This is a genomic window from Rhodanobacter aciditrophus, from assembly GCF_042679525.1.
Lineage (GTDB): Bacteria > Pseudomonadota > Gammaproteobacteria > Pseudomonadales > Marinomonadaceae > Marinomonas > Marinomonas aciditrophus.
The window spans coordinates 151,183-172,529 of the sequence record NZ_JBHTMN010000011.1 but is presented as its reverse complement, the minus strand read 5'-3'; the positions used below and the strand labels follow the sequence as shown (position 1 = coordinate 172,529).

Genomic DNA, 21,347 nt, shown 5'->3' with positions numbered 1-21,347 from the left:
GTTACACCATGTCTGCAACGGCTCAAAAACAAACAGTGCAAGGCGTAAGCGCTGAACCGAAGAAACTTGATATCGGTCGCTTATTACTTGAAGGACGCGCATTCTTTGCTTTGATTGCGATCATTATCTTTTTCTCTTTTATGTCGCCGTACTATTTTACGGTTAACAACTTCCTGATCATGTCATCTCACGTGGCCATTTTTGGGCTGCTGGCTTTAGGCATGTTGCTGGTCATTCTCAATGGCGGCATCGACCTTTCCGTAGGCTCTACCCTGGGATTGTGTGGCGTCTTTGCTGGTTTTTTAATGCAAGGGGTCAACATTGAATTCCTGGGGATGACTTTTTACCCATCCCTTTGGGTGGTAGTGGTTTTGACCTGCTTATTGGGTGCTGCTGTCGGCACCGTTAACGGTGTGCTGGTGGCCCACTTCAAGGTTCCAGCATTCGTGGCAACCTTAGGCACCATGTATGTTGCCCGTGGTATCGCCCTACTCATGACCAATGGCCTCACGTACAACCAATTAGACGGCAAACCTGAGCTTGGCAACACAGGCTTTGAGTGGCTGGGCTTTAACCGTTTAGCAGGCATTCCTATCAGTGTCATCGTATTGGTTGTGGTTGCCGTATTGTGTGGTTTGATGATCAGCCGTACCGCTTTTGGTCGTTGGTTATATGCTTCTGGTGGTAACGAAACCGCTGCGGACCTTTCTGGTGTACCCATCAAACGTGTAAAAGTGACGGTTTACCTTCTGTCTGGCGTTTGCGCTGCCCTAGCTGGCTTGGTTTTGTCTTCACAATTGACCTCTGCTGGTCCAACTGCTGGTACCACCTACGAACTGACCGCCATCGCTGCGGTAGTGATTGGGGGAGCCGCTCTGACCGGTGGTCGTGGTACGGTCCGCGGCACCATCTTGGGCGCCTTGGTGATTGGCTACCTATCCGACGGTCTTGTCATTATTGGGGTTTCGGCTTACTGGCAGACAGTATTTACCGGCACCGTAATCGTTTTAGCAGTTTTGCTTAATAGCCTGCAATACGGCTCCTCTGGCAAGAGTCGCTAAATGAACCTTGCAGTGGTGATGGGTAAAACATCACCACTGCAAACAACTCGCCGACCTTCGGCAAACTCATAAAATAATAAATCGGAGTAATACAATGTTTAAAACTACTAAGCGTTTGTTAGTTGCCTCTACTGCAAGTTTGACTCTTATGGCAAGCAGTGCATGGGCTGATGGCTTGATTTCGATTATCGTAAACGATCCATCAAACCCTTACTGGTACACTGAAGGTCAGGTAGCGAAGCAAACTGCCGAGGACATGGGTTATGACGCTAATGTGGCTGCTCACAAAGGCGACACCAACACCGAAAGTAAATTAATCGACACAGCGATCACCAACCAAGCCAAAGCCATCATCCTTGACCCAGCTAACGCAGATGGCTCAATTGGTGCGGTGCGTAAGGCTATTGCTGCGGACATTCCAGTGATCATCATCAACGCAGAGCTAAACCAAAGCGGTTTAGCAAAAGCGCAGCTTGTTTCTAACAACGCTCAAGGTGCAGCACTGGGTGCAATGCAGTGGGTTGATGCGGTTGGCGATTCTGGTAACTACGTTGAATTGTTTGGCGCCCCAAGTGATAACAACGCTGCCACCCGTTCTAACGGTTTTGAAACAGTGCTAACTCAATACCCAGATCTAAACAAAGTGGCTCAAGAAGTGGCGAACTGGGACCGTACTCAAGGCTACAACAAAATGCAGTCTATCCTGCAAGCAAACCCAAACATCAAAGGCGTGATCTCTGGTAACGATGAGATGGCACTGGGTGCGATTGCAGCTCTTAAAGAGGCAGGCAAGCTTGATCAAGTTAAAGTAGGCGGCTTTGACGGTTCTCCAGATGCTGCAAACGCTATTCTAGACGGCGAAATGGAATACACAGTCCTTCAGCCAGTAGCAATCTTTGCTGCCGAAGCCATCCGTCAAGCGGATAACTTCATCAAAAATGGCACTACTGGTGTCGACACAGAGAAACAGTTGTTTGACTGCTACCTAATCACTAAAGACAACATTGCAAACTACACGTCTGCATTCACATTGTCTGAGTACTAAGCACTTAAACGCTCTTATCAAGGGCACTCTCCAAAGCACGATTTAGGGCTACTCTTGTAGCCCTTCTTTTTCGCCTTAGCGATCATTCTTTCTAATCACTGTGTCTCCCCTCAGACACAGGGCCGATCCGGCCATTCAATTTTTGACACAAACGTTCAGCACACAGTTTGCTGTAGGACACTATTGATGAGCACAATACAACGCAGAACCCTCGCTAACGCCGTACGCGCATTAAGTATGGACGCCGTACAACAAGCCAACTCTGGTCACCCAGGTGCCCCAATGGGCATGGCAGACATCGCCGAAGTCCTGTGGCGAGACTACCTACAACACAACCCTGCGAATCCCCATTGGCCTAATCGTGACCGTTTTATTCTGTCTAACGGTCATGGCTCTATGCTGCTGTACAGTCTGCTGCATTTATCTGGCTATCCACTGACCACGGACGATCTTAAACAATTCCGCCAACTCCATTCTAAAACCCCCGGCCACCCAGAATACGGTTACACCGAAGGAGTTGAAACGACTACGGGACCTTTGGGACAAGGTCTAGCCAACGCAGTGGGCATGGCATTAGCCGAGAAAACCCTAGCGGCACAATTCAACCGTCCAGGATTTGATGTGGTTAACCATTTCACCTATGCCTTTGTGGGGGATGGCTGTCTTATGGAAGGCATATCCCATGAAGTATGCTCTCTGGCAGGGACTCAAGAGTTAGGCAAACTTATCGTATTTTACGATGACAATGGGATCTCCATTGATGGTGAAATCGATGGCTGGTTCACCGACGATACCCCTACTCGATTCCGCTCTTATAACTGGCAAGTAATCAGTGATGTGGACGGCCATGATGCGAAAGCTATTATTGCTGCTATCGAAGAGGCCCGCCGAGACACCTCTCGACCGACCCTGATCTGCTGTAAAACCACCATTGGTTTTGGCTCGCCTAACAAGGCCGGCAGCCATGATTGCCACGGTGCTCCTTTAGGTCAGGATGAGATTCAAGCGACTAAACAAGCGCTAGGTTGGAGCCATGGTCCCTTTGACGTTCCTAACGATGTTTCCCATGCTTGGAATGCCATTGATAAAGGACAAACATTAGAAGCCCTTTGGAAACAATTGTTAGAAGGTTATCAGGCTAAATATCCAGAATTGGCAGAGCAATTCTTGCGTCGTATTGAAGGCTCATTGCCAGAAAACTGGGACCAGATAAAGAAAGACATCCTCGAACAACAAGCCAGTGTGACGGATGCAGTGGCGACCCGTAAATGCTCGCAAAACACCCTGCACTTGTTGGGGGAAAAAATCCCTGAACTGTTAGGAGGCTCTGCGGATTTAGCTCCTTCTAACCTGACCATGTGGAAAGGATCTGAGGCCATTTGCCCTGCCCATCCTAATGGTAACTACCTGCATTATGGCGTCCGAGAATTCGGCATGACTGCCATTATGAATGGTGTGGCCCTCTATGGTGGTTTTATTCCCTATGGGGGAACCTTCCTAATGTTTATGGAATACGCTCGCAATGCGGTGCGCATGTCCGCCCTAATGAATCAAAGAGTCATTCATGTTTACACCCATGACTCTATTGGCTTAGGGGAAGACGGTCCGACCCATCAACCGGTGGAACAAATCACAGCGCTACGTGTGACTCCAAACCTACAAACCTGGCGTCCCTGTGATCAATTTGAAACCACTGTCGCATGGTTAGCCGCCCTTGAACGCAACGAAGGTCCCAGTGCATTCATCTTGTCCCGTCAAAACTTACCCCAGCAGACCCGTGATAGCTTACAGCAACAAAATGCGGTCAAAGGTGGCTACATACTTAAGGCCTGTAGCGGTAAACCTGATGTCATTCTGATCGCTACCGGATCAGAGGTCGCCTTGGCCATGGACAGCGCTAAGACCTTAGAGCAGGAAGGTTATGCCGTTCAAGTCGTCTCCATGCCCTGTGCCGAGCGATTCGCTCAACAGCCAATCTCCTACCGTGACAAGGTATTACCCAAAGAGACCCGTGCACGAGTGGCGATAGAGTGTGGGCACAGTGATTACTGGTACAAATATGTGGGTATCGACGGTGCCGTCATAGGCATAGATCGCTTTGGTGAATCCGCACCAGCCAATGAATTGATGACCTTATTTGGTTTCACTCAGGAGAAGGTCGTTGAGACCGCTAAAAATGTGATCCAAGCACAGGCCTAATTTCTTGATATAGACTTCCAATTCTAGGTAACTACCACTAAAGCGCCTCTTACCAAGCGGTAAGAGGCGCTTTTTTTTTTGCGTAAACATCTCACTTAGCGGAAGTGTCACTAGGTCAATTGGAAGAATCGACATCTGTTATTCTGAAGCAAGTGTTTCCTTGAGTTTGCCATCATCAGACACACTTGTGCTCTTATTGCTTGAATATATGAAGTACAACGCAATACCAAGACAGAGAATTGCCATAAACCGATAGGTTGAAAATGGAATGGGAGTATTCCCCAACCAACCAAAACTATCGATTAACATGCTCATTGTTAACTGCCCAAAAATCACTGCAACCGTTGCGACTGCAGTACCAATACGTTGTACCGCCAGCACCATTATGACGATATAAGGCACACCACACATAGCCCCTAACAATTGCCATTTGGGTACATCCAGCAATGTAACAGGATGCTTTGGCTCAAAATAAAAGATCAATAATGCAGTGATTAATGCACCGACCGAGAATGTAAGAAATGCGGTTTTAAAAACCCCAACTTTATTGCCAAGCTGGCCATTAATGACAGCCTGAATACTTAGCATAGCGCCACCGAAAACCGCTAAAACAATCATTAAAAAAGTCATAATACACCTTAACCTTGAGCAACCATCGCGAGCGCGATAATGATAAAAATGAGTGCAATAATGCGGTTTTTGTCGATTTTTCTCTGGGCGCTACCAAATAGGCCGAAGTGGTCAATAATTAAACTTTTAGAGATTTGCCCAGCTAGAATGCCAATCATCGTCAATGTGACACCTATTACAGGAGCAACGATGGTCAGGATAACCACATAAACGACTCCGAGCACCCCACCGGTTAACTGCCAAGATGGCTGTGAGAAAAATGAAGGACTATTTCGTGGGCTAAAAAACAGCATCAACAAAAACGTTAATACCGAACCGACACCGAAAATACTGAATGTTGCCCATAAATCACCCACTTGCGTTCCTAAGGGACCGAGTAAACCTGCCTCTATGGAAAGCCCCATTCCGCCAGCGATTACGATCATAATTAACAATAATTGCATATAAAAACCGACTCCATTTTTTAAGATGGTGAAGGTTAACCTGTCCGATTATTGAGAAAAATGCCATTATTATACGAACACCTTTGCACTAATTGCATATATGAGTAATTTCGAATCTATAAACCTTAAAAGCTTACTGATATTCATCAGTGTGTATGAGCTAAAAAACTTTTCATTGGTGGCGAGACGGGAAGGCATTTCTGCTTCTCAAGTATCCCGCGTCATTCACAATCTCGAAGACGCATTGGGGCAACAGTTATTTTATCGTAACACCCGTGCAATCATTCCCACTGAAAGCGGGAACCTGTTCATTAAGCACGCCCGCGCAATGACCTCAAATTTCCATGATGCCCGTCAAGAGCTGAGTGAACGTCTACTGGAACCCTCTGGAATTGCCCGAATTAACGCACCGGTCTTTTTTGGACAAAAGCATATTGCTCCCGGCCTATCGAGCCTAAGTGAACGATATCCAGATTTAGAAATAGAACTCACCCTGACAGATGACTTCATTGATCCCATGAAAGATGCTTCCGATATCATATTTCGCATTGGTACGCTCACAGATTCTTCTTATCGGGCTCGTATTATAGGGGAACAGACCTATCACCTTGCCGCATCACCAAACTACATCGAAAACTATGGAATGCCCGAAACACCTGAAGACATAAGCCAGCATAAATGTCTTGTCTACAGTGGTTCATCAGGCCCTAATCGATGGCACTTTCGGCCGCCTGGAAGCGCATGGGTTCACTACCCTATATCGCCTGTTTTAAGCTCGAATAGTGCCGAGTCTCTTCTGACTGCAGCGTTAAATCACATGGGAATTGTATTATTTCCAGACTGGCTAATGGCTGATAGATTACTGAGTGGTGAATTAGTAAAACTGTTACCAAATATTGATTCATCCATTCACACGGAAACACAGACCATTGCAGCCATTTACCCGAATGCACGTCGCCCATCGCTGAATGCAAGAGCCATAATTGATCATTATATTGAAGTGTTTGGATCGCCCTTATACTGGCAACGGTGAGAGAGCTCAATTTCTAGAAATACTCACTCTCATTTTTCATCACTCTTAAATAAATAGTTGACTTATAGCTGTTCCATATATAGAACGTTCTATATATGGAACAACTTTTAGTGCTCATGATGGAAAACCCAAACCTAAACAGTCTTGGACAAAACCTGCAAACCTTACGTTTAGCGCAGGGCTTATCCCTATCCCAACTCGCCAGTAACGCTGGGATTGCAAAATCCAACCTATGCCGTATCGAGCAGGGAGAAGGCAACCCCACCATTGAAACGATTTGGCGTTTAGCGGTGCAGCTAAAAGTCCCGTTTGGGGATCTCATTGCTGGCAGCCATGAATTTTTAGGGGAAGACGGTATTCAAGTGAAATTGGTGGATCAAGGCGCCGATGACCCAAGAGTCGACGTGTATTGGATGTCTTGTGCCTCCAACACCACTAAAGACTCTGAAGCCCATACCCATGGCACGACAGAACGCCTCACCCTTATTAGTGGTGAATTATGGGTGGGACCTACCAACGCCATGACCCGTTTAACCGCTGGGGACACCTTCACCCTGCATGGGGATCAACCCCACTGCTACCAGACTAAAGACCAAGGGGCCACCTTAATGCTGGTGATCACTTATCCAAAACAACAGGACGCACCATGACTACCGCAACCCAATCATTTGTTGAGAATCCTTGGCGACAAGGTGCAAAGGATGCCCTCCCTTTACTCGGCGGCTATATTCCCGTGGCGATTTCCTTTGGTTTGTTTTCGGTTCAATCTGGCTTTGGCATTCTTGAAACCATATTGGTCTCTGTTTTGATCTATGCCGGAGCGTCTCAATTTTTATTTGTGGCTATGGTCGTGTCCGGTGCGCCATTTTGGCTAGTGATTGTCATGACTCTGCTCATCAACTCCCGCCATCTAGTGTATGGGCCCAATATTGCACCCTACCTGCAAAAAGACATCCGTTGGTTGCCCATGATGCATTTGCTGACCGATCAGATCTTTGCATTGGCCCTTACACGGCTACCCGCTATGACACCGAGTGCTCGATTAAGCTGGTATTTTAGTGCCGGTATGATTGCTTGGGTGAGCTGGATTTCTGGAACAGCTCTGGGGGCAATCGCCGGTGACGAGCTGATGCAACGTTGGCCGTTAATCGGTGAAGTGCTGCCTTTTGCGTTACCTGCGCTGTTTTTGGTGATGGTATTACCACGCTGCTCTGACCGCCGCTGGACTGTCACCATGGTGGTAGCAACAGCAAGCGCCATGCTGCTTAAACTGTTTGGCTTTCCCAATATTGCCATTCCGGCCGCTGCCGTGTGTGGTGCCTTGGCCTATTATGCAATCCAACAGTCCCCAGCCAAAAAAGGAGCGGCTTCATGAGTGGTGAAACTTGGCTGATTTTAATAAGCATTGCCTTGGGCACGTTTTTGATCCGCGCACTGCCTTATATGTGGATGGCAAAAAAACTCACCAAGCAAGAAGCTCAAGGAGGCGTGGCAGCCACACCTATCTGGCTCACTATTCTAGGGCCAACGATGATTGCTGCCATGTTTGGCACCTCCTTAATCCCCATCGAACCCTCCCCTTTATCTTGGCTCGCTACGCTGATCGGCTGTGGAGCAACCTACCTAATGTGGCGTCGCACCCGCTCCATGGGCTATCCCATCGTGGTGGGAGTGTTAGTGTTTGGTGGGCTTATTGTGACCTTTGGCTAGATCAGATCCGATCTAACAACTACAACCAGCCCCAATAAAAAAGCCAGAGCGGATTCGTCCACTCTGGCTTTTCTTATCGTCACAAGACTATTACAAAAGCGCCACGAGCTCACTTGGCTCTTGACGGTAAGTGTAATCCGCATCCACAAAGGCATACTCAATAGTACCATCTTGAGAAATGATAAAGGTTGCAGGAATAGGCAGCTCAAACTGACCTTTGCCATTGTGTTTTTCCACGTCTATGCCAAAGCTGGTATAGATCGGACGTAAGGACTCGTCCAACTCAAACACTAAACCTAATTGTTTCGCATATTCGCTGTTTAAATCAGAAAGAACCTCAAACCTCAGCTCATTTTTCTCGCTTGTAGAAAGGGACTGGTCAGGTAACTCAGGGGAAATAGCCACTAAGGTTGCACCACGCTTTTCGATCTTATCTAGCTCAGCTTGAAATGCTCTCAGTTCCATATTGCAGTATGGACACCAGCCGCCACGGTAAAATGTCAGCACCACTTTCCCATTTTGTAACAAGCTTTCTAGGGAACGTTTCTCACCGTTTTGATTAGGCAGTAAAAAAGGCTTCAATGTCTCGCCAACTTTAGGGGCTTGCTCTTCTATTTTGAGATCTTTCAAACGTTGAGTGGCAGACTTCATGGTTTGATGAATGTCACCTGGTAGATTTTTGGCAGCACCTTCCCGACGTTCCGTCAATTGCTCTGATAAAGACATCATCTGTCTCCTATATATTTTGAATGTTCATTCAAAATATAACTAAATCACTCCCCTATCAAGAGTTTTTGAATAATCATTCAAAATAATTTATGATCAATCCATCATTCATTAACAGGTAGTCGAGATGGCTAAAAAAGGGTTTGATCGAGAAACAGTGCTGGATAACGCCATCTTACTGTTTTGGCAGCAAGGCTTTACCGCATCAAGCATGCTCCAAATTGTGCAGGCCACCGGATTGAAACCGGGAAGCCTATACCATGAATTTGATAATAAAGAGGGGCTCTTCCTCGCCTCCTTAACACGTTACTCTGAACGAACAATGGGCTCTATTCGCGAAACCATTGAGCAAAGTGACTCGGTAACCAAAGGGATTCGCCAAATCTTAGCAAGGTTGATTGAAGACACCTTAGACAAACAGTACTGCGGATGTTTTTTAATCAAAACACAACTGGAACTTGCAGCCCAGAATAATGAACTATACCAACTTGCTTCAAAAAAATTAGCCGATACAGAAGACCTATATGGTCAGTATCTTGGCTCGCAGTTCGATCCTGTGATTGCCAAACAATACGCCAAGCAACTCATGATGGTGATCTTCGGCATCAGAGTATATGGTTACCAAGGCAGAGACAAAAACGAACTGACACTTTCCGTCCAACAGCTCTTACCTTGGTTATACCCAAATCACTGATTAGCCTTGTGCAGCATGGCCCCGTCGAAGCAAAAGAATAAACACTGGCACGCCAATCATTGCCGTCATCAGTCCAGCAGGTATTTGAATGGGATCCACCAGTGTGCGCCCCAATAAATCCGCCAAGGCCACGATAACCGCCCCAACGGACGCACAAATCAGTAATTGCAAGCCACTCCCAGAATGACAAAGGCGTCGAGTAATATGGGGAGCAATCAGGCCAATAAAACCAAGGGGGCCCACTACTGCTGTTGCCACAGCGGCAAGTCCTACGGCTAAGCAAATCAACCCCGTACGTAAGCGTATTAATGAAACTCCTAAGCCGACCGCCGTGGCTTCCCCCATTGCCAACGTGGGCATGGCGCGACTGACGGTCATAACGATGGGTAACATCACCGCAAACCAAACCGCTAACAAACCCACATCACTCCAATCTACACCATTGATACTGCCACTGAGCCAGGCCAAAGCCGACATAGCCTGATCAATTTTACCGTAGGTCATTAAGGCAGACGTAATGGCATTAATAAAAGCGGCCACGCCAATCCCCATGAGGATAAAACGGATTGAGCCTTTTCCCTGACGACTCCCACTCAACCATTGAATCACTCCTGCAATGACTAATGCCCCTAAAAGAGCCAGCCAAGCACGCCAAGCTTCAACGCCTTCAGGCCACAGAACAGTCGCCAAGACCACCGCAACCCCCGCCCCTTGAGATATTCCGACCAAAGATGGATCGGCCAAAGGATTGCGGGTGGCGCTTTGAAGTGCTGCACCAGAGAGGGCCAACATGGCTCCCACCAACATCGCCGCCAATACCCTAGGAAAACGGAATGACCAAACGATCGTATTTACGGATTCACTGGAAGCACCTCCGAAAAGCGCTTGCGACAGCTGCTCAAAGGACAAAGGGTAGCTTCCAAGGGACAAACTGAGCATGATCAGTAAAGCACATAACACCCAAAGTAATAGTAAAACCCCTAACGCCCGGATCCCTAAACGAATAGAAAGACGCTCATCTAATGCTCGAATAACCAACCTTTTCGGCTGAAAAGTATCAATAAACCACATTAACGCGCCCTTTTACGAACTAGATAAATAAACAATGGAGCCCCAATCATAGCGGTAATGATACCGGTCGAGATTTCCTCAGGACGGATCAAGACTCGCGCAACCATATCCACTCCCAGAAGATAAATAGCCCCCACAAAAGCGGAATACGGCACCACCCAGCGATAGTCTGACCCTACGAATAAGCGCACCACATGGGGCACTACCAAGCCAACAAATCCTAAAGGGCCCGCCAGAGACACAGAGCAAGCCGTCAGCACAACCACACAAATAAGCACCTGCCCTTTCAACCATGCGGTATTCGCCCCCACGCCTTTCGCCATGGCATCACCCATGGCCAGCACTGTCACTTTACGGGAGATTCCCAACGCAAAAAGCAACATCAACACAATGGCTGGCACCGTTATAGCAACATCTTCCAAACGACGCCCTGCAAGAGAGCCTGCCAACCAAACCCGCAGCTGTTCGAATGTGTCTTGGCTCAGCAAATGCACCATGGAAATCAAGGTCCCTAAAAAGGCCGTGATGGCCGCACCTGTCAGGGTTAACGCCAAAGGTGTGGCACCTCCAGGAACAGATTGAGCAATGATCCATACACCAGAGGCCGTTAAGAAAGCACCTAGGGCCGCAACCCCCGGTAGTAAATCCGCTGGCACAGCGGGATACAGGGCTACCACCATCACTACAGCGAAGGATGCTCCCGCCATGAGTCCTAAAATACCTGGCTCAGCTAACGGGTTTCGAGTGACGCCCTGCATCAGGGCCCCCGCGACACTCAGGCTGGCCCCGACTAAAATCGCCACAAATGCCCGAGGTAAACGAATATTCTGAATGATCAGGTGATTAAAGTTACCCGCGTCATAGTGAAACAAAGCACTGTACACCTCTCGTACAGGCAGTGAGGTGGCTCCCACTGCCACATGCCAGATCAATGCAAGACCTAACAGCCCCGCCATGATCAATAACCCAAGACTGTGACGCCCCCAAAACTTGTATTTAAAAAACTGTTTGGGTGGAGCCACTGGTTTTGATTCAGCACTCATTATGATCACCCACTGTATTCCCCGAGCAAACCGGCCTTACCCCATAATCTGGGACGCAAATTAACTGCTTGGATTCAGGCTCCTCAAATACGTTGGCATCTAAATCAAATACCTTCTTCAAATTTGACCGAGTAAAAACGTCCCTTGGCTTGCCCTGCTCACAAATAACGCCTTGGCGCATCATCACCAGATAATCCCCATAGGCAGCGGCCAGATTCAACTCATGCAACACAACCACCAAGGTACGCTGATGTTCATGGGCAAGCTGTACCAGCAGATTCATCAGATCAACCTGTACCTTTAAATCTAAGTAGGTTGTGGGTTCGTCTAACAATACAAGGTCTGTTTCTTGGGCCAACACCATGGCAATCCAGCATCGCTGACGCTGCCCACCTGACAAATCATCCACCAGGCGGTCTTCGAATTCCCTCACTTGCGTAATATCCATGGCTCGATTCACTGCGGTCTCATCGTCAGCCGACCATTGTCTGAACAAACTCTGATGGGAAAATCGACCTTGGGAAACCAGCTCCTTCACGGTCAAACCTTCCGGTGCAATAGGCCCCTGAGGCAGCACTGCGAGCTTTTTCGCCACGTCACGGGTTTGGTATTGGTGAATGTCTTTACCTTCTAGTAATACTTGCCCCCCCTGAGGCTGAAGAATGCGTGACAAGGTTTTTAACAAAGTGGATTTGCCACTGCCATTAGGTCCAATGAGCACAGTGACCTGATTGGGGGGCACCTTAAAATCCACGCCTTTTAATATTGGGGTTTCTCCGTAGCCGACGGTTAAATCAGCCCCAACCAGCCGAGAATTTTTGGGGTCTTGCTTATTCATTTACATCTACCAACACTATTTCTAAAAGTAGGAACCCCAGATCATGGCGTTGCCATAACAGGGGTATTTGGGTCGCCATCAATGGCTTGTTCAATCAGTGGCACCAAGGTGTCGATAGCAACAGGCAAACTCAGCAGACTGCCATATGAAATAGCGCCATTTAGGTTGGATGAGGTAGAGAGAAAGATCTCCCGGCCTTCTTTGTAAGCCCGTAAATGGGGGCGTAACACGAGGGATTCGATCTTTTCTTTCGCACCTTCTCCGGTGTACCAAAACAGCACATCTGCATCCAACAGAGGAAGTTGCTCTTCTGAGATGGTGGTATAAAAGCTTCCTTTCTCGCTAAGGGCTTGAATGCTTGGGTCCACTTGTAATCCCAGCTCTGTTTTCAACCGGACAGTTACGTCTTCATGGGAGTAAACTCCGACACTGCCATTCCAGTAAGTGGCCATGGCGAGAGTTTTATTGGGCCAATCTGGGTGCCCCTGCTTCACGTTCTGTATCTTTGTTTTAATTGAAGCAATCAGGTCCGCAGCTTCTTGCTCCTTATTCACGACCTTGGCAACAATCTGAGCACGCTCTTCCCAGGTCAACATATACATACCAACTCCTTTTGGAGCAGCCACCACGGGGGCTATCTTGCTCAATTGTTGGTAATCTTCTTTTGAGATCCCAGAGCGTATGGCGATGATCACATCAGGGTTGGTTTTAGCGATTTGTTCGTAATTTAGCTCTCCTCTGATCACCTCAGGAGTGCTATTGAGATAGGGCTGTGCCCAAGGCCAGACGCCCTTCTCATTGTCTCCAAACCAATAACGCACGGTTAAAGGCTGATAGCCAAGGGCGAGCAAGTTATCACCACCTCCCCAGTCCACAGTTGCCACCCGTGTTGGCTGTTCTGGAATCACGCTGGTACCGAATTTATGCTCTAGTGTCAGAGGGTACTCAGTTGCCATACTCCACATGGAGCACAGCAGCCCCAAAGCAGCCAAGAGATATCGAGGGATGTGTAAGGTCTTGATGGCTTTAAATGTCATTATCATGTTTCACTCTCAATCGTCCCAATCGCAACAAAGGCGAGCACACTCAAAAGGGGAAAATGAGTGTCTCGCCTACTATTACTCACACTTTATCTAAACAGGGTCGACAACCGGCCCACCCCATAGCCGCATTAATAGGTCCAAGTCACCGTCCCTAACACAGAACGGCCAGGGCCGTAGTAAGATTGTCCCCATTGTGGGCTTTCACGGTACTTCTCATCCCCAATGTTTTTAATGTTAAGAGCGACATTCCAGTTCGGATTGATATCGTATTGACCAAAGACATCCACCAGCGCATAACTGCCTTGTACTTCTTTTCCGTTGTAGTAGATTTCGTTTTGCCAGTTCACCCCTGTTCCTAGGCGCAAACCCTCCACTTGAGGCAATTGATAAGCCACAGCCAAACTAAACTGCTTCGTAGGGATATAAGTCCGGGCCTTTTCGCCGTCCTCGTCTTCGATACGTACCGTGGTGAAACCAGCACTCACATTTAAGCCATCTACTAGCTCACCAGATAACTCCACCTCATAGCCTTTACTCTTATAAGTAACGCCTTCGTAGATATTCAAACCACTGGTTGTATCGCGGGAAACGTATTCGCCAAAGTTGTCTTGTTGGGAGCCAAAATGGGCTAAGGTTAGTATCGCTCGGCCATCATACAACTCCTGCTTCACACCGAACTCATAGCTATCACCTTCTACCGGTCCTAGAGGATTTAGGTTTTCATCGACCCAAGTTTGCGCCTTGAATACCTTGCTGTAGCTACCGTATAACAAGGTTCCAACCATGGCCTCGTAGGTCACCCCAACGTAGGGGACTACTTCGCTAGCGGAGGCATCTTGGTTACTACCATAGCTGATCCCTGATTGGTCTATGTCGATTGCGCGAGCACCAAGCAATACGGCAAGGTCGTCATTCATTTTTAAGCGAGTGGACAGGTAGTAGGAATCTTGAGTCTGTTCGATGTCAGTAGATTGTGTGCTGGCGTCATAAGTATCAAAGTCAGGACGCGCTACACTGCCATCAGCCCAATCAGAACCAATCGGATCGTAACGCCAAGCAGAGGCGTAAACAGTTCGCCCAGTGAGCTCTATGTCGGCCATGTTTACACCCGCAACTAACTCATGATCTTGCCCCCAAGCAGAGAAAGTGCCCGATACAAATAAGTCGACTATCTGTTCTGTTTCCTTGGCTTCATAATAACTTGCATCGGCAGTCAGTCCTGTTCCCGTTTCACGATCAGGGCTCCCAGTCGTATAGAAGGATTCCCATTCTTTTTCACGCACATCACGGGTGTAGATCGCTTTTGCCATCCAGTTAGAATTGAGATCGTGCTCCAGCTCTAAGAAGGTTCGAGTTTGAGTCACATCTTGATAGGCCCAATCTGGCGCAGTACTGGTTGATCGGCTGTAACTGGTTAATGAACCATCACTGTAAAACAAGGGCAAGGCACCGGAGGTATTACCATCCGCATGACTGTCATTAATACTATGGCCAATGGCATAGCGGGTGGACTCTGTGATGTCGCCACTTAAAATCCCATAAAAGACTTCACGTTCTTCGGAATAGCGATCTAGGTAGGAGTCTCCTTCTTCTTTCGCGACAACAATACGGCCTTTCACCTTGTCACCCACAATAGAGCCAGACACATCCCCTTCAATACGATGCTGATTCCAGCTACCGGCAGAAGCTTTGACAGATGCCTGAGTCTCTTCAGTAGGACGCTTACGTACGTAGTTAATTGTGGCAGAAGGGTTAGCCAAGCTGGTAATCAAACCAGTAGCGCCTTTAACTACCTCGACTTGTTCATAGATGGCGGTGTCTTCTTGCCCTTGAGTCAAACCGTACGAGAAAGGCACCCCGACGCCATCGTATTGGAAGTTCACGATATCGAAACCGCGGGCCGTGTAATAAGTACGATTCGTTTCAACGTTTTCGACGGTCACCCCAGGAGCATATTGAAGCAAAGCCGCTACATCAGTTATTGCCAAATCATCCATCTGATCTTCACTGATCACAGACACAGTTTGCGGCGTTTCATACACTGACAAGTTTAATTTGGTGGCTGATTTGGTCTCTTCCGGCTCCCCATACACATACAGTGGACCCAAGGTTGTTAGTTCAACATTGTTGGTCTCTTCGGCATTTTCGGCTTCTTGTTCCGCTGCCTTAGCATTTACCGCGACACTCACTGTAATCGCAACAAGTGATGGCACCAACATCCCATTTTTGGGAAATCTCATATTCTGCTCCTAGCTCAATTAGACATTATTTTTAGAACTTGATCTCAATTTCACAGGGCAGTTTTTATTATAAATGATAATCATACTCAAATAATAATGTTTACTATTTCTTTATATTTGCATTTCTTACACATTGTTAAAAATTGACTCAGGCTCAACGAGTAGACATAAGCCAATGATAAAAAAGAAAATTATTTTTCATTCAGAAAAATAAAATGTAAGAAATCCGGGGAATTGAGCAAAAAAGAAGACAGTTTTCTATAAGTGTTTTTTATGATTGATACAAAACAAATACGAATGATAACGTTTATCATTATTGTTTGTCAGATTGCTAAACACGAGGGATCTAGCACCATGGAAACTATCAATCGCACTGCCCCACTCGACTACCTTTGCATCGGATTAGGACCTTTCAATCTAAGCTTTGCCTGCATGGCAGCCCCCATAGAAGGATTAAACGGGAGAGTCCTTGAGCAATCGTCTGAATTTAATTGGCATCCAAATATGCTGATTGATGGCACAACTCTGCAAAACCCCTTTTTAGCCGACTTAGTATCCATGGCGGATCCAACCAGTCCCTTTAGTTACTTAAATTACTGTAAGCAGCAAGGCCGGCTTTATCAGTTTTACATTCGTGAAAAATATTATCTTAGTAGAGCGGAATACAACCGTTATTGTCGCTGGGCAGTAGATCAACTAGACACCATCAAGTTTTGTCATACAGTGACCGATATTTCATACCTAAGTCACTATGAATGCTATGTGGTACGTGGCTGTCAAACACTCGCCGACGACAGCGTTCAGCCGTTTCAATACTTTACTAAAAAGCTCATTATTGGCGTCGGTAGTCTGCCTCAGTTCCCTGCTTCGGTAGCCCATCAAGTACAGCAGCTTAAAGCCAACACCCCTCAACGATTACTCCATACCAGCGACTATTTACGCCATAAAGAAGCCCTAAAAGAATGCCAAGAGATTACCGTAATAGGCAGTGGCCAAAGCGGGGCCGAGGTATTTTATGACCTGCTAAGTGATAGCGCAGAACACCAATATCGCCTCAATTGGGTGACTCGATCACCACGCTATTTCCAGATGGAAACCGCCAAACTTACCCTAGAGCTGATCACCCCTGACTACGCGGAATACTTTTATGACTTATCCCCTAGAGTGAAAAACCAAGTCCTAAAAGACCATAAAAGTCTGTACCAAGGGATCAATGCGTCTCTCATTGACCAAATCTACGATGCTTTAGATGATAACCATCATAGTCAAGCTTGTGAGGTTAGGTTACTGCCTAACTTGGAGTTATTAGACATTGCTATGGCGCCGTCTAATGAAACCTTCCGACTACGCTTTAAACATCATCAAGATCAGGCGGAATACTCTCATCAAACCCATGCCGTAGTATTTGCTTCGGGCTATGGCCCCAAACTGCCTAGTTTCATCCATGGCATAAAAGATCGAATTCAATGGGATGACAATGGTGATTATCAACCCAATCGCAATTGGTCTGTTGATCTATGTGGCAATGAAATCTTTGTCCAAAATGCAGGGTTACAAGGACATGGTATTACCAACCCTGATATCGGTATGGCCTGCTATCGAAATGGACGTATTCTCCATGCCATTACAGGAGTTGATTACTACCCAGCGGAAGCCAACACCAGCTTCCAAACCCACCAACCTAACAATGACAGTAGCTTCAAAAAGATCACCGTAAGCACCAACACAGATAGCACACTCCATACGACAGCCCACCTAACTGACACAATGGAGACCGCATGAGCTTGCGTAGCGCGATCTTAGTCATGTCCGCATTGGGTGTGATCAGTGATTCCATTTTAATTGCCTTCTACCCGCAATTTTTCGAGCTTAGATACGGCAGTACCAGTCCCATATTGGTAGGCAGTTACATTGCGTCCATCTCTATTGCCGTCATGTGTACCCTGCCCTTTTGGGCAAGACTGGCATTGAAAGTCGAAACCATGCATTTGTTGCTTTGGACGCAACTGGCTGCAGGGCTTTTAGGCGTTATCAGTGCCTTTGCACCGACTGTTGCTAGCTATTGGGCCATCACCATGGTGATGTTTATGACCAAAGCCAGCTATCTGCTGATGTTTCCGTATCTGATGCGACTAGAAAAGCACGAGGACCATGGTCATGTAATTGGTTTACTGTCTGTCATTATCCATATCGCCGGTATTATGGCGGCCACATTTGGCGGCTGGAGTTTACAACATTTTGGCTCAACCACGTCTATTCTGGTCATGGCCGCTGGGGACTTTTGTCAGATGGCCATCTGTTACTACCTGATTCAATCAAACAAGGTCATACACACAAATCAATCCGACATCCCCATCGAAAAAGACCTTCCCTCTAGGGATCAATCGAATGGAGAAACAGCGGCTACTTTATCTAGCCCTCAACAGGCAACCAGCCGTCGGATCATGGCATTAGCCAAACTCTGTCTGATCATGTTGGTGTTCGATTTCAGTGCTTACTTGATCCGTCCTTTCTTCTCTGTCTATTGGGAAGATGTGAGCGGCTTACCGGACCGAGCCATCACAGGGGCAGTATTCGCCATTCCCGCGTTGGCAGCCCTGTTAGGGCTTTGGGCTAACAAGCTTGCTGACCGAGGGAAGCTGCCCAAAATGAACCACACTTTGTTAAATCTAATGCTAGGTGTGGTTGGCCTAGCCATGCAATCCACCGACTCCATCGCCAGTATTCTGATAGGACGCTTCTTATTTGGTTGGGGGCTGTTCCAGATCATCGTCAAACTGGAAGTGACCTTATTCAAGATCAGCTCTCCAGAGTATTACGCCCGAGACTTTAGCGTGACTAACTTTTGCCAAAACCTGGGGGTTTTATTGTCCTCTTTCGGGGCGGGTTACGTGGTCAGCATTCTGGGCATTCAACAAACTTTTGTGATAGCAGCCATCGGCTTCGTTGTCACGGCCATCGCCTGCAAAGCCCTGTTAAACATGGATCAAGCCACACCACCAAAGGAGCCCGTATCTGATGCAATCTCTTAATTCACGGCCAAACTCCACCACTGTAGACCCGCAAGACCTTAAGTTTGTGCCCCTGGACTTGGATCGCCATATCGAACTGATACAACCATGGTTTCAGTTGCCTTATGCCAATTATTGGGGAATGCAAGGCATGTCCGTTGAGGAAACCCGGGCGACCTATAAAGCCCACATAGAAAGCGGCCACTTTCGGGTATTTATTGGTTTTTATAAAGACCAACCGAGTCTAGTACTAGAAACCTATGACCCGAATCTAGACGAAATCAAAGACTTATATTCCGTTATGCCTGGGGATATTGGAATGCACTTCTTTGTTGCTCCAGCCACTCAACCTATCCATGGATATACCCTGGCATGGATGCAACAAGCCATGCATTGGATTTTTGAAGAGCTTGGTGCCAGCCGTGTGGTGGTGGAGCCGAGCATCCACAACGAGAAAATCCACCGCCTCAACCTAGATGTTGGGTTCACCTATGCCAATGGTATTCAAATGGCGTCCAAAGTTGCCATGTTGGCATTCTGCTCCCCTCGGGATTTTTATCACTCACTAAAGGAGACCCCTAACCTTCCCCCTAAGAATGACAGATTTCACTCCCATCCTCGTTACGAAAACGCTCTGAAAATGATAAATGGACTGAAGGAAACAATCGCTATGTCACACCCACAATCACGCAATATGGACCTATCTTTAGGCGATGAAGCTCGCAACGTAGCAGGGCATCTAACCCCCATCATTTGGCAAAAGGTCAACCGACACCTCGTCTGCAAAGCCATTTCAGAATTTAGCCACGAACAACTCTTTGTACCCGCGCTCATTAAGGGATCAAACTCGGATAACTGGGCCACGTACCAACTCACCTCCGACTTGGGCCAGCGCCACTATGTGTTTAAGGCCAAAAAGATGGCATTGCGACATTGGCGAATTGATCCCCAAAGCATCACTTGTCTGGAGAAAGACAGTCACACTGATGTAGATGCCCTACGCTTTATCATTGATTTTAAGGCCACGTTAGCCATTCCAGAAGACAAGCTACCAATCTACCTTGATGAAATCAGTAGCACCTTATACGGTGCCGCCTATAAAGAAAGTAACAGCCATTTTGATAGTCGATCACTGGCAAATGCTGACTACCAAACCATTGAAGCTGCCATGACAGAGGGTCACCCTTGCTTTGTCGCCAACAACGGGCGCTTAGGGTTTGACGCTTTCGATTACCGCCAATATGCCCCTGAAACCGGTCAGGCATTTAACGTTACTTGGATTGCAGTCAATAAGAGCAAAGCCGTCTATAGCTGTATCCCTGGACTGGAATACGAGGACTTAATTAAACAGGAACTTAGTGCCGCAAAGTTAGAGCAGTTTGAATCCATTCTGACAGATCGAGGTTTGAGCACCGAAGACTATATTTTAATGCCGGTTCACCCTTGGCAGTGGTTTAATAAGATCAATATTGTCTTTGCGGCCGAAATTGCCAAACAAGACATCGTCCCCCTAGGCGAAAGCGACGACCTATATAAAGCACAACAATCCATCAGAACCTATTTTAATGTCACCGACAGCCACAAAAACTACGTTAAAACCTCCCTTTCCATATTGAACATGGGGTTCATGCGAGGTTTGTCCCCTTACTACATGGAAGGGACACCCAAGATAAATGCCTATCTCAATGAGATCATTAGTCAGGACCCTATTTTAAAACAATTCGGCTTTAGCATTCTTCAAGAAGTTGCCGCTGTGGGATACCGCAACCCTTACTTTGAAGCCGCCTGTAAGAAAGATAATCCTTGCAAAAAAATGCTCTCAGCCTTGTGGCGTGAAAGTCCAATCAAGCAACTAAAAGACGGTGAGAGCCTCATGAGCATGACCGCACTGCTCCATAAGGACACTGATAACCAATCCCTTTTAGTAGAATTAATTAAACGTTCTGGACTGACCCCGACAGCATGGCTGTCCCAATACCTTAAGGCGTTTTTTCAACCGCTACTGCATTGCTTTTACGCTTATGACTTGACCTTTATGCCCCATGGGGAAAACCTCATTTTGGTCCTTAAAGACCATGTTCCAAGTCGCGCTATTATGAAAGACATCGCAGAAGAAAGTGCCATCTTGAATACCGAGGTCTCACTGCCTGCTGACATCGCACGCTTAGCAGTAGAGGTCCCTGAGGAGTATAAAATTCTGGGGATCTTCATTGACGTATTTGACGGTTATTTCCGACATATGAGCCATATTCTAGAGGAATCCGGTACGTTAACTGGGGACGATTTCTGGGGGCTGGTGGCGGACTCTGCCATTGCCTATCAAGCGCAACATCCCGAATTACAGGACAAATTTGAATCCAGAAACCTGTTTGCCCCAGACTTCTTACACTCTTGTTTGAACCGCTTACAGCTTAAAAATAACCTTCAAATGGTCGACCTAGCTGATCCCGCATCGAGCTTAATCATGGCGGAGCCTTTACCCAACCCCATCGCACCATTCGCACCGGGTGCTAACCGTAAAACCCAGTCCAGCACAGTCACTGAGCAGGCACTGGCTTAA

The 21,347-nt window shown here is 47.2% G+C and carries 19 protein-coding genes; 11 read left to right on the top strand and 8 right to left on the bottom strand.

The window, feature by feature from the left end; translation table 11 throughout:
• Positions 1-8: 8 nt before the first annotated feature.
• The 3 genes from ACFQ45_RS09835 to tkt all read left to right on the top strand — a co-directional run bounded on the left by ACFQ45_RS09835 (position 9) and on the right by tkt (position 4,305).
• Entirely contained in the window at positions 9-1,061 is a 1,053-nt protein-coding gene (locus tag ACFQ45_RS09835) for an ABC transporter permease (RefSeq protein ID WP_377367153.1), read from the top strand.
• 94 nt (positions 1,062-1,155) lie between these two features.
• On the top strand, positions 1,156-2,106 hold the full coding sequence (locus ACFQ45_RS09830) for a D-ribose ABC transporter substrate-binding protein (protein WP_377367151.1): 951 nt from the start codon (positions 1,156-1,158) through the stop codon (positions 2,104-2,106).
• A gap of 186 nt (positions 2,107-2,292) precedes the next feature.
• Complete coding sequence (tkt, locus tag ACFQ45_RS09825) at positions 2,293-4,305, top strand: transketolase (protein ID WP_377367149.1); 2,013 nt, start codon at positions 2,293-2,295, stop codon at positions 4,303-4,305.
• Positions 4,306-4,443: 138 nt separating this feature from the next.
• Here the strand turns inward: tkt and ACFQ45_RS09820 are convergent, their stop codons facing one another.
• Together ACFQ45_RS09820 and ACFQ45_RS09815 are read right to left on the bottom strand one after the other, a co-directional pair.
• Entirely contained in the window at positions 4,444-4,935 is a 492-nt protein-coding gene (locus ACFQ45_RS09820) for a DMT family transporter (protein WP_377367147.1), read from the bottom strand.
• Positions 4,936-4,943: 8 nt separating this feature from the next.
• Positions 4,944-5,378, bottom strand: coding sequence for a DMT family transporter (locus tag ACFQ45_RS09815; RefSeq protein WP_377367145.1), 435 nt, complete (start codon positions 5,376-5,378; stop codon positions 4,944-4,946).
• A gap of 100 nt (positions 5,379-5,478) precedes the next feature.
• On the opposite strand from ACFQ45_RS09815, the gene ACFQ45_RS09810 reads away from it, so the two are divergent.
• The 4 genes from ACFQ45_RS09810 (at position 5,479) to ACFQ45_RS09795 (ending at position 8,121) form a co-directional block, all read left to right on the top strand.
• Positions 5,479-6,411 (top strand): LysR family transcriptional regulator, encoded by a 933-nt coding sequence (locus ACFQ45_RS09810; protein WP_377367143.1) that lies wholly within the window; start codon positions 5,479-5,481, stop codon positions 6,409-6,411.
• Between the two features lie 95 nt (positions 6,412-6,506).
• Positions 6,507-7,061, top strand: a complete 555-nt coding sequence (locus tag ACFQ45_RS09805) for a helix-turn-helix domain-containing protein (protein ID WP_377367141.1) — start codon at positions 6,507-6,509, stop codon at positions 7,059-7,061.
• Positions 7,058-7,786 (top strand): AzlC family ABC transporter permease, encoded by a 729-nt coding sequence (locus tag ACFQ45_RS09800; RefSeq protein ID WP_377367139.1) that lies wholly within the window; start codon positions 7,058-7,060, stop codon positions 7,784-7,786. Before ACFQ45_RS09805 ends, ACFQ45_RS09800 begins: the two co-directional genes overlap by 4 nt.
• The gene (locus ACFQ45_RS09795; RefSeq protein WP_377367137.1) at positions 7,783-8,121 is read left to right on the top strand and encodes an AzlD domain-containing protein; all 339 of its coding nucleotides are present in this window, start codon (positions 7,783-7,785) and stop codon (positions 8,119-8,121) included. Before ACFQ45_RS09800 ends, ACFQ45_RS09795 begins: the two co-directional genes overlap by 4 nt.
• A 90-nt stretch (positions 8,122-8,211) precedes the next feature.
• Here ACFQ45_RS09795 and ACFQ45_RS09790 read toward each other — a convergent pair whose 3' ends face one another.
• A complete protein-coding gene (locus ACFQ45_RS09790; protein WP_377367135.1) occupies positions 8,212-8,850 on the bottom strand; it encodes a peroxiredoxin-like family protein in 639 nt (212 codons plus the stop codon).
• Between the two features lie 124 nt (positions 8,851-8,974).
• On the opposite strand from ACFQ45_RS09790, the gene ACFQ45_RS09785 reads away from it, so the two are divergent.
• A complete protein-coding gene (locus ACFQ45_RS09785) occupies positions 8,975-9,541 on the top strand; it encodes a TetR/AcrR family transcriptional regulator (protein ID WP_377367133.1) in 567 nt (188 codons plus the stop codon).
• Here ACFQ45_RS09785 and ACFQ45_RS09780 read toward each other — a convergent pair whose 3' ends face one another.
• The 5 genes from ACFQ45_RS09780 to ACFQ45_RS09760 all read right to left on the bottom strand — a co-directional run bounded on the left by ACFQ45_RS09780 (position 9,542) and on the right by ACFQ45_RS09760 (position 15,776).
• Positions 9,542-10,612: a FecCD family ABC transporter permease gene (locus ACFQ45_RS09780; RefSeq protein ID WP_377367130.1), complete on the bottom strand. Its 1,071-nt coding sequence runs from the start codon at positions 10,610-10,612 to the stop codon at positions 9,542-9,544.
• On the bottom strand, positions 10,612-11,655 hold the full coding sequence (locus tag ACFQ45_RS09775) for a FecCD family ABC transporter permease (RefSeq protein WP_377367128.1): 1,044 nt from the start codon (positions 11,653-11,655) through the stop codon (positions 10,612-10,614). Before ACFQ45_RS09775 ends, ACFQ45_RS09780 begins: the two co-directional genes overlap by 1 nt.
• Positions 11,645-12,493 carry an ABC transporter ATP-binding protein gene (locus tag ACFQ45_RS09770; RefSeq protein ID WP_377367126.1) on the bottom strand — a complete coding sequence of 283 codons (849 nt, stop codon included), beginning with the start codon at positions 12,491-12,493 and terminating at the stop codon, positions 11,645-11,647. Before ACFQ45_RS09770 ends, ACFQ45_RS09775 begins: the two co-directional genes overlap by 11 nt.
• 41 nt (positions 12,494-12,534) lie before the next feature.
• Positions 12,535-13,536 (bottom strand): iron-siderophore ABC transporter substrate-binding protein, encoded by a 1,002-nt coding sequence (locus ACFQ45_RS09765; RefSeq protein WP_377367124.1) that lies wholly within the window; start codon positions 13,534-13,536, stop codon positions 12,535-12,537.
• A gap of 128 nt (positions 13,537-13,664) precedes the next feature.
• Complete coding sequence (locus tag ACFQ45_RS09760) at positions 13,665-15,776, bottom strand: TonB-dependent siderophore receptor (protein ID WP_377367122.1); 2,112 nt, start codon at positions 15,774-15,776, stop codon at positions 13,665-13,667.
• Between the two features lie 354 nt (positions 15,777-16,130).
• Between ACFQ45_RS09760 and ACFQ45_RS09755 the strand changes: the two genes are divergently transcribed.
• From ACFQ45_RS09755 to ACFQ45_RS09745, 3 genes are read left to right on the top strand one after another with little or no spacing between them, the layout of a single operon-like run.
• The gene (locus tag ACFQ45_RS09755) at positions 16,131-17,558 is read left to right on the top strand and encodes a lysine N(6)-hydroxylase/L-ornithine N(5)-oxygenase family protein (protein ID WP_377367120.1); all 1,428 of its coding nucleotides are present in this window, start codon (positions 16,131-16,133) and stop codon (positions 17,556-17,558) included.
• A complete protein-coding gene (locus tag ACFQ45_RS09750; RefSeq protein ID WP_377367118.1) occupies positions 17,555-18,808 on the top strand; it encodes an MFS transporter in 1,254 nt (417 codons plus the stop codon). Before ACFQ45_RS09755 ends, ACFQ45_RS09750 begins: the two co-directional genes overlap by 4 nt.
• A complete protein-coding gene (locus tag ACFQ45_RS09745; protein WP_377367116.1) occupies positions 18,795-21,347 on the top strand; it encodes a GNAT family N-acetyltransferase in 2,553 nt (850 codons plus the stop codon). Before ACFQ45_RS09750 ends, ACFQ45_RS09745 begins: the two co-directional genes overlap by 14 nt.

Excerpts from the sequence above, each read along its gene's own strand:
- ACFQ45_RS09835 (WP_377367153.1), top strand. The coding sequence starts at position 9 with ATGTCTGCAACGGCTCAAAAACAAACAGTGCAAGGCGTAAGCGCTGAA.
- ACFQ45_RS09830 (WP_377367151.1), top strand. The coding sequence starts at position 1,156 with ATGTTTAAAACTACTAAGCGTTTGTTAGTTGCCTCTACTGCAAGTTTG.
- tkt (WP_377367149.1), top strand. The coding sequence starts at position 2,293 with ATGAGCACAATACAACGCAGAACCCTCGCTAACGCCGTACGCGCATTA.
- ACFQ45_RS09820 (WP_377367147.1), bottom strand. The coding sequence starts at position 4,935 with ATGACTTTTTTAATGATTGTTTTAGCGGTTTTCGGTGGCGCTATGCTA.
- ACFQ45_RS09815 (WP_377367145.1), bottom strand. The coding sequence starts at position 5,378 with ATGCAATTATTGTTAATTATGATCGTAATCGCTGGCGGAATGGGGCTT.
- ACFQ45_RS09810 (WP_377367143.1), top strand. The coding sequence starts at position 5,479 with ATGAGTAATTTCGAATCTATAAACCTTAAAAGCTTACTGATATTCATC.
- ACFQ45_RS09805 (WP_377367141.1), top strand. The coding sequence starts at position 6,507 with ATGGAACAACTTTTAGTGCTCATGATGGAAAACCCAAACCTAAACAGT.
- ACFQ45_RS09800 (WP_377367139.1), top strand. The coding sequence starts at position 7,058 with ATGACTACCGCAACCCAATCATTTGTTGAGAATCCTTGGCGACAAGGT.
- ACFQ45_RS09795 (WP_377367137.1), top strand. The coding sequence starts at position 7,783 with ATGAGTGGTGAAACTTGGCTGATTTTAATAAGCATTGCCTTGGGCACG.
- ACFQ45_RS09790 (WP_377367135.1), bottom strand. The coding sequence starts at position 8,850 with ATGATGTCTTTATCAGAGCAATTGACGGAACGTCGGGAAGGTGCTGCC.
- ACFQ45_RS09785 (WP_377367133.1), top strand. The coding sequence starts at position 8,975 with ATGGCTAAAAAAGGGTTTGATCGAGAAACAGTGCTGGATAACGCCATC.
- ACFQ45_RS09780 (WP_377367130.1), bottom strand. The coding sequence starts at position 10,612 with ATGTGGTTTATTGATACTTTTCAGCCGAAAAGGTTGGTTATTCGAGCA.
- ACFQ45_RS09775 (WP_377367128.1), bottom strand. The coding sequence starts at position 11,655 with ATGAGTGCTGAATCAAAACCAGTGGCTCCACCCAAACAGTTTTTTAAA.
- ACFQ45_RS09770 (WP_377367126.1), bottom strand. The coding sequence starts at position 12,493 with ATGAATAAGCAAGACCCCAAAAATTCTCGGCTGGTTGGGGCTGATTTA.
- ACFQ45_RS09765 (WP_377367124.1), bottom strand. The coding sequence starts at position 13,536 with ATGATAATGACATTTAAAGCCATCAAGACCTTACACATCCCTCGATAT.
- ACFQ45_RS09760 (WP_377367122.1), bottom strand. The coding sequence starts at position 15,776 with ATGAGATTTCCCAAAAATGGGATGTTGGTGCCATCACTTGTTGCGATT.
- ACFQ45_RS09755 (WP_377367120.1), top strand. The coding sequence starts at position 16,131 with ATGGAAACTATCAATCGCACTGCCCCACTCGACTACCTTTGCATCGGA.
- ACFQ45_RS09750 (WP_377367118.1), top strand. The coding sequence starts at position 17,555 with ATGAGCTTGCGTAGCGCGATCTTAGTCATGTCCGCATTGGGTGTGATC.
- ACFQ45_RS09745 (WP_377367116.1), top strand. The coding sequence starts at position 18,795 with ATGCAATCTCTTAATTCACGGCCAAACTCCACCACTGTAGACCCGCAA.